The following is a 6,914-nucleotide window of genomic DNA, read 5'->3' as shown; positions in this document are numbered from 1 at the left end:
CCGGCGGGCAGCCCGAGCCGGTCCAGGTCGGCCTGGGACAGGAACGGGAGCGTCTGGACCTCGGTCACGCCCATGCCGGCCAGGACCTCCCTGGCCTGGCGGCGCAGCCGCTGGGTGGCCGTGAGGCGGCCCCCGGTGGCGCCGGGCAGGGTCGCCGGGACCTGGTCGTAGCCCCAGCCCCTGGCCACCTCCTCCTCCAGGTCGGCCCAGAGCTCCAGGTCGAAGCGCCAGCTCGGCGGGACGGCGAGCACGGTCCGGCGGTCGGTGACCTCGGTCCGGCAGCCGTAGGCGCGCAGGTGGGCGGCGGCGAACTCGGGGTCGGCGGGGGCGCCGAGGCGCTCGGAGGACCGGGCCCAGTCGAGCCGGATCGCCTCCCGCTCTGGGACTCCGGGGCCGGCCCGCAGCCGCCCGGCGGCCACGGTGCCGCCGGCCAGCTCGGCCATCAGCCGGGCCGCCTGGTCGCAGACCGGCTCGGCCCCGGCCGGGTCGACCCCGCGGGCCCAGCGCTGGCCGCCCTCGGTGCTCATGCCGAGCCGGCGCATGGTCCGGCGCACGACCGCCGGGGGGAAGTGGGCCGACTCGATCAGGACGTTGGCGGTGGCCGCACGGACCTCGGTGTCCTCGCCGCCCATGATCCCGGCCAGGGCCAGGACCTGCTCGCCGGAGGTGATCACCGTGTCCTGGGTGGTGAGGGCCCGGTCGCGGCCGTCGAGGGTGCGGACGGTCTCGCCCTCGGCGGCCCGGCGGACCACGATCCGCCGCCCCGGGACCAGGTCGAGGTCGAAGGCGTGCAGGGGCTGGCCCTGGTCGAGCAGCAGGTAGTTGGTGACGTCGACGACCGCCCCGAGCGGGCGCTGGCCGTACAGGTACAGCCGCCGGGCCATCCACAGGGGGCTGGGCCGGGCCGCGTCCAGCCCCTGGACGACCCGGGCGGCGTACAGCGGGCAGCCCTCGGTGTCCTCCACCGCCACCGAGGCCAGGCCGTCGGCGGGCGGCCCGGTCTCGGGCACCGGGAGGTCGAGCGGCTTGAGCTCCTTGCCGAGCAGCAGCGCGACCTCGCGGGCGATGCCGCGCATGGAGAGGATGTCGCCGCGGTTGGGGGCGGTCTTGACGTCGAGCACGGTGTCGCGCAGGTCGACCGCCTCGACCACGTCGGCCCCGACCGGCGTGTCCGGCGGCAGGACCAGGATCCCGGCGTGGTCGTCGAACACGCCCAGCTCGCGGGCGGAGGCGAGCATGCCGTCGGAGAGGGCGCCGCGGACCTTGCGGCGGCCGATCTCGACCCCTCCGGGCAGCTTGGCCCCGGGGGCCGCCCAGGGCACGACGTCGCCGGGGGCGAAGTTGCGGGCGCCGCAGACCACCGAGCGGTCCTCGCCGCCGGCCTCGATGCGGACCAGGACGAGGCGGTCGGCGTCGGGGTGCGGGCTCACCTCCAGGACCCGGGCGGTGAGGATGCCGGCCAGGTCGTCCCCGACCCGGTGGACGGTCTCGATCTCGATGCCGGCGAAGGTCAGCCTGTCGGCCAGGGTGGCCGCCGGGACGTCGATGTCGACATGGCTGGCCAGCCAGGAGAGCGGGACGCGCATGGAAGTCTCCTCTCTTAGACGCTGGTCAGCCAGCGGACGTCGTTGTCGGTCAGGGTGCGCATGTCGGCCAGGCCGGAGCGGAGCATGAAGGGCCGCTCGATGCCGGTCCCGGCGGCGAAGCCGGAGACCTCGTCGGGGTCGTACCCGCCGGCCCGGAGCACGTTGGGGTGGACCATGCCGGCGCCCAGCAGCTCGATCCAGCCCTCGCCGCGGCAGGTGCGGCAGCCGGCCCCGGTGCCGCCGCAGATGAAGCAGGAGACGTCGACCTCGGCCCCCGGCTCGACGAACGGGAAGTAGGAGGGGCGCAGGCGGATCTGGCGCTCCTCGCCGAAGTAGGCGCGGGCGAAGGCGAGCAGCGTCCCCTTCATGTCGGCCATGGTCAGGCCGCGGTCGACGGCCAGGACCTCGATCTGGTTGAACACCGGCACGTGCGTCGCATCCGGGGTGTCGGCTCGGTAGCAGCGGCCGGGGGCGACGACGTAGACCGGCGGCGGGCCGGCCTGCATGGTGCGGATCTGGACCGGCGAGGTCTGGGTGCGCAGCACCAGCTCCCCCGTCTCGCGCCCGTCGTCCCCGGCCAGGTACAGGCTGTCCTGCATGGAGCGGGCCGGGTGGTCGGCTGGGATGTTGAGGGCCTGGAAGTTGTACCAGTCGGTCTCGACCTCGGGGCCTTCGGCGACCCGGTAGCCGAGACCGATGAAGATGTCGACGATCTCGTCGATGGTGCGGGTCACCGGGTGGATGGCCCCGCGCGGGGGGACCCGGCCGGGCAGGGTGACGTCGACCCGCTCGGCCTCGAGCAGGGCGGCGTCGCGTTCGGCCTCCAGCTCGGCCCGGCGGGCGGCCAGCTCGGCCTGGAGGGTGGTCCTGGCCTGGTTGACCCGGCGGCCCAGGTCGCGGCGGGCGGCCTCGTCGAGGCCGCCGAGGGAGCGCTGGACCTCCCCGAGGGCCGAGCGCTTGGCCAGGTGGGCCTGCTCGGCCTCGCGGAGCTCCTCGAGGTCGGTGGCGGCGGCGATCGCCTGCCGCCCGGCGGCGACGACGGCGTCCAGGTCTGGGGTGGGCATGGTCGGGACTCCTCACGGGAAGGCACAGTGCAAACGTCACGTCCGCTTCGCGGTCGCCCCGCTCGGGCCGGGTGCCGGGCTAGGTGATGCCGGCCAGCTCCAGGCCCCCGCGGGGCAGACGAAATCGCAGGGTGGTGCCCTGGCCGGGGGCCGAGGCGGCCCAGATGCGGCCATCGTGGGCCTCGACCAGGCCGCGGGCGATGAACAGGCCGAGCCCGGTGCCGCTGGGCGCCCCGGAGCCGGCCCGCCGGTAGAACTTGGTGAAGATCAGCGGCAGCTCCCCGGTGGGGACGCCAACCCCCTGGTCGTGCACGGCGACCTCGACCTCGGTTTCGGTCGCCCGCCCGGTCACCGTCACCGGCCCGCCGTCGGAGTACTTCACCGCGTTCTCCACCAGGTTGGTCAGCACCTGCTCGATCTTGTCGGGGTCAGCATAGACGCGCGGGAAGTCGTCCGGGAACGTGATTTGGAAGCTGTGGCCGTCGTGCTGGAGGTCGAAGCGGCCGACGATGCCCTCGGCCATGGCGGCCAGGTCGAACTCCTTGCGCCGCAGCTCCAGGCGGCCGGCGTCGATGCGGGAGACGTCCAGCAGCTCCCCGATGAGCCGGGTGACCCGGTCGGCGTCCATGTTGACGGTGGCCAGCATCTGGCGCTTCTGCTCGTCGCTGAAGCGCTCCCAGCGGTGCAGCAGGGTCGAGGTGAAGCCCTTGACGCTGGTCAGGGGGGAGCGCAGCTCGTGGGCGAGGGTGGAGATGAGCTCGCCCCGCTGGCTGTCGCCCCGGTTGCGGGCCGAGGCGTCCCGGAGCACGCAGACGGCCTGGACGACCCGGCCGGCGGCGTCGCGCTGGAAGCTGGCCGTGAGGTCGACCGGGACCGGCTCGCCGCCGGCGACCAGGTGGAGCTCGCGCACCGGGACCCGCCGGACCCCGGGGAGGCGGCGCAGCCGCTCCGTGCAGGTCCACCAGGGGTTGCCGGCGCCGTCGCGCAGGGGCACGGCGTCGTCGAGGGGGCGGCCGGCCAGCTCGTCCCGGCCGGCCCTGGCCAGGCGCTCGGCGGCCGCGTTGGCGTAGGCGACCCGGCCCTCGGCGTCGACCACCACGACGGCGTCGGGCAGGGCCTCCAGGTAGGCCTCGCTATCGGCCATCGGCGGCCTCCCGCTGCCGGCGCGCCGTCTCGTACAGCAGGACGGCCGCGGCGGCGGCCAGGTTGAGGCTCTCGGCCCGGCCGGCCAGGGGGACCCGGACGACCAGGTCGAGGTCGCGCTCCACCTCGGCGGGGAGGCCGTGGGCCTCGTTGCCGAGGACCAGGGCGACGGGCTCGTCCAGCGGCGCCTGGTCGAGGGTGGCGGCCGCGTGGGGGTCGGCGCCGACCAGGCGCAGGCCCCGGTCGCGCAGGGCCGTCGACAGCGCCGGCCACGGCACCCCGGCGACCACGGGCAGGTGGAACAGGCTGCCGGCGGCGGCCCGGACCGCCTTGGGGCTCTCCGGGTCGACCGACCCGGCGGTGGTGACGACGGCGTCGGCGCCGAAGGCGTCGGCCGCGCGCAGCACGGTGCCGGCGTTGCCCGGGTCGCGTACCTCGGCCAGGACGCAGACCAGGCGCGGGGACGGCGGCAGGGCCTCCAGCGGCCGGAGCACGCTGGGCAGCACCGCGACCAGGCCCTGGGGGGTGGTGGTGGCGGCCATGCCGGCCAGCACCGGCTCGGCCACCAGGGTGACCTGGGCGCCGCGCTGGCGGGCCAGGTTGACCAGGCCGGCGTGGCGGGCGGCGGCCCGCTCGGTGGCCAGCAGGCTGCCGGGGACGTGGCCGGCCTCAAGGGCCGCCCGGATCCCCTCCGGCCCCTCGAGCAGGAAGCGACCGCCGGCCCGGGCCCGCGACGACGGCCGGGCGAGCTTGCGCGCCGCCCGCACCGCGGGGTTGCTGGGGCTGGTGATCACGTCCATCGGGGCCGCCTGGGGCCGCCCGTCAGGCCTTGCCGCTGCCGCCGCCGGCGCCGTTCAGGCCCTCGCGGGCGCTCGTGACCAGGCTGGCGAAGGTGCGCGGGTCGGTGACCGCGATGTCGGCCAGGACCTTGCGGTCGACCTGGATGCCGGCCTGGCGGAGGCCGGAGATGAACCGGTTGTAGGTCATGCCCTCGGCCCGGGCGGCGGCGTTGATCCGGGCGATCCACAGGGCCCGGAAGTCGCCCTTGCGCGCCCGGCGGTCCCGGTAGGCGTAGCGCAGGGCGTGCATGACCTGCTCGTTGGCGGCCCGGTAGTGGCGTCCACGGCTGCCGCGGTAGCCCTTGGCCAGCTCCATGGTGGTGCGCTTGGCCTTGGCGCCGTGGACGGCCCGCTTGACTCTTGCCATCGGAGTTCTCTTTCCGTTGTTGGTGGCTCGTGAAGGCGGCCCCGCTACAGGCCGAGCATCCGGCGGACGCTGCGGCGGTCGCCGGCGGCCACCTGGACCTCGCGGCCGAGCCGGCGCTTGTGGGCGGGGGTCTTCTTCTCGAGCATGTGGTTCAGCCGGGTCTGCCGGCGGACCAGCTTGCCGGTCTTGGTCACCCGGAAGCGCCGTGTGGCGCCCCGGTGGCTCTTCATCTTGGGCACGGGGTCTCCTGGGCGGTTATGGCGTCCGGACGGGCGCGGCCCTCCCGGCGGCCGGTGGCGCGCCCTTGGCGCCACCCTGGGTCTTGCGGGGCGAGAACACCGTGATCATGTTGCGCCCGTCCTGGCGGGCCGGGCTGTCGACCTGGGCGATCTCGACGAGGTCGGTGGCCAGCCGCTCCAGCAGCCGCCGCCCGAGCTCGGTGTGGGCCATCTCGCGGCCGCGGAACATGATGGTGACCTTGACCTTGTGGCCCTGCTTGAGGAACCGCTCGACGTGACCCTTTTTGGTCTGGTAGTCGTGCGGGTCGATCTTGGGCCGCATCTTCATCTCTTTGAGGGCCACCAGGTTCTGCTTGCGCCTGGCTTCCTTCGCCTTGATGGCCTGCTCGTACTTGAACTTCGAGTAGTCCATCAGCTTCACCACCGGCGGGCGGGCCATCGGGGCGACCTCGACCATGTCGAGGTCCTGCTGGCTGGCCATCCGCAGCGCGGCCTGGGTGTCCATCACCCCGAGCTGCTCGCCGTCGGCGCCGACCACCCGGACCTGGGGGGTCCGGATCCGGTCGTTGATCCTGGGTTCTACGCTGATGCTGACATCCCTCCTCTGGGCCGATGCCCAAACGAAAAAGGCGGCGCAAGGGCCGCCCACCAATTCGGACCGGTGAGGTCATGGTGACCCCGTGGGCGTTTCGCCCAGAGGTGAGAAGCCCTCGCTTCTGCTTTGCTCCGTATGCAGTTGACGGGCCCGAAGCCCTCGGACCCGACCGAATCAACGCTACTGTAGCGTCGATTGTTCCAGCTGTCGACGCCGCGAGGAGCCCCGATGTCGGAGCAGGACCTGACCCCCGACCAGCTCGAGCAGCTGCGCGAGCAGCTCGCCTCGGTGGCGGCGGGCGACGTGGTCGCCGAGGCGGCCCTCTCGCTGATCGCGCTGGCCTATGTCCGCCTCGGCATCCCGCCCGAGCAGCACGCCCGCTTCCGCGACCTGGACCAGGCCCGGCTGCTGGTGGACGCGCTCGGCGGCCTGCTGTCGGCCACCGAGGGGCGCCTGGGCGCCCCCGAGGCGGGCCTGCGCGACGCCCTGGCCAACCTGCGCATGGCCTACGCCGAGACTGCGGGGGGCGGCGCCCCCCGCACGCCCCCCGAGACCGAACCCCAAACCGGGCCCGAGGAGTCGGAGATCCTGCGGCCGCCCAGCGGGCTGTGGGTGCCCGGTCAGGACTGAGCCCGGGAGGCGGGACGCGAAAGCCCCGCCCGAGCGGGCGGGGCCCTGCGAACCTTGCGTGATGCCGGACGTCAACGAACCGAAGGCCCGTCCTGCTCCTGCTCGTTACGCAAGCGGCCGCACGTTCGAGGCCTGTGGGCCCTTGGGCCCGTCGGTGATCTCGAACTCGACGGCCTGGCCCTCGTTGAGGGTCTTGTAGCCGTCGCTCTGGATGGCCGAGAAGTGGACGAAGACGTCGTCACCGCCGTTGCGGGCGATGAAGCCGTAGCCCTTCTCGTTGCTGAACCACTTGACGGTGCCTTCGGGCAACGTGCTTCCCTCCTGTCGACCCCGGCGGCCTCGACACCGTTTGCTGAGGCATGTCGGCCGGGCCGCGCGGACTGTACCGCGACGCCAACTTGGGCACAAGCGCAGGCCAAAACGCTCAAACCGACTGGTCAGGCGACGATCT

The 6,914-nt window shown here is 74.1% G+C and carries 9 protein-coding genes; 1 reads left to right on the top strand and 8 read right to left on the bottom strand.

Going from position 1 to position 6,914, the window contains the following annotated elements; genetic code table 11:
* From pheT to infC, 7 genes are all read right to left on the bottom strand, one after another.
* Positions 1-1,586, bottom strand: a 1,586-nt coding sequence (gene pheT / locus VF468_26165) for a phenylalanine--tRNA ligase subunit beta (GenBank protein ID HEX5881772.1), incomplete at its 3' end; no start/stop codon positions are given.
* A 14-nt stretch (positions 1,587-1,600) separates the two neighbouring features.
* Positions 1,601-2,650, bottom strand: a complete 1,050-nt coding sequence (gene pheS / locus VF468_26160; protein HEX5881771.1) for a phenylalanine--tRNA ligase subunit alpha — start codon at positions 2,648-2,650, stop codon at positions 1,601-1,603.
* 79 nt (positions 2,651-2,729) lie between these two features.
* On the bottom strand, positions 2,730-3,794 hold the full coding sequence (locus tag VF468_26155) for an ATP-binding protein (GenBank protein HEX5881770.1): 1,065 nt from the start codon (positions 3,792-3,794) through the stop codon (positions 2,730-2,732).
* On the bottom strand, positions 3,784-4,593 hold the full coding sequence (locus VF468_26150) for an RNA methyltransferase (GenBank protein ID HEX5881769.1): 810 nt from the start codon (positions 4,591-4,593) through the stop codon (positions 3,784-3,786). The genes VF468_26155 and VF468_26150 overlap by 11 nt, the downstream gene beginning before the upstream one ends.
* Before the next feature lie 22 nt (positions 4,594-4,615).
* Positions 4,616-4,999 (bottom strand): 50S ribosomal protein L20, encoded by a 384-nt coding sequence (gene rplT, locus VF468_26145; protein HEX5881768.1) that lies wholly within the window; start codon positions 4,997-4,999, stop codon positions 4,616-4,618.
* Positions 5,000-5,043: 44 nt separating this feature from the next.
* The gene (gene rpmI / locus VF468_26140; protein HEX5881767.1) at positions 5,044-5,238 is read right to left on the bottom strand and encodes a 50S ribosomal protein L35; all 195 of its coding nucleotides are present in this window, start codon (positions 5,236-5,238) and stop codon (positions 5,044-5,046) included.
* A gap of 16 nt (positions 5,239-5,254) precedes the next feature.
* Positions 5,255-5,827, bottom strand: a complete 573-nt coding sequence (infC, locus tag VF468_26135) for a translation initiation factor IF-3 (protein HEX5881766.1) — start codon at positions 5,825-5,827, stop codon at positions 5,255-5,257.
* Positions 5,828-6,061: 234 nt separating this feature from the next.
* Between infC and VF468_26130 the strand changes: the two genes are divergently transcribed.
* Complete coding sequence (locus tag VF468_26130; GenBank protein HEX5881765.1) at positions 6,062-6,463, top strand: DUF1844 domain-containing protein; 402 nt, start codon at positions 6,062-6,064, stop codon at positions 6,461-6,463.
* Positions 6,464-6,568: 105 nt separating this feature from the next.
* Here VF468_26130 and VF468_26125 read toward each other — a convergent pair whose 3' ends face one another.
* The gene (locus VF468_26125; protein ID HEX5881764.1) at positions 6,569-6,772 is read right to left on the bottom strand and encodes a cold-shock protein; all 204 of its coding nucleotides are present in this window, start codon (positions 6,770-6,772) and stop codon (positions 6,569-6,571) included.
* Positions 6,773-6,914: the final 142 nt, after the last annotated feature.

The organism is Actinomycetota bacterium (assembly GCA_036280995.1).
Lineage (GTDB): Bacteria > Actinomycetota > CALGFH01 > CALGFH01 > CALGFH01 > CALGFH01.
The sequence above is the reverse complement of the archived record's forward strand: the minus strand, read 5'-3'. Positions and strand labels throughout refer to the sequence as shown.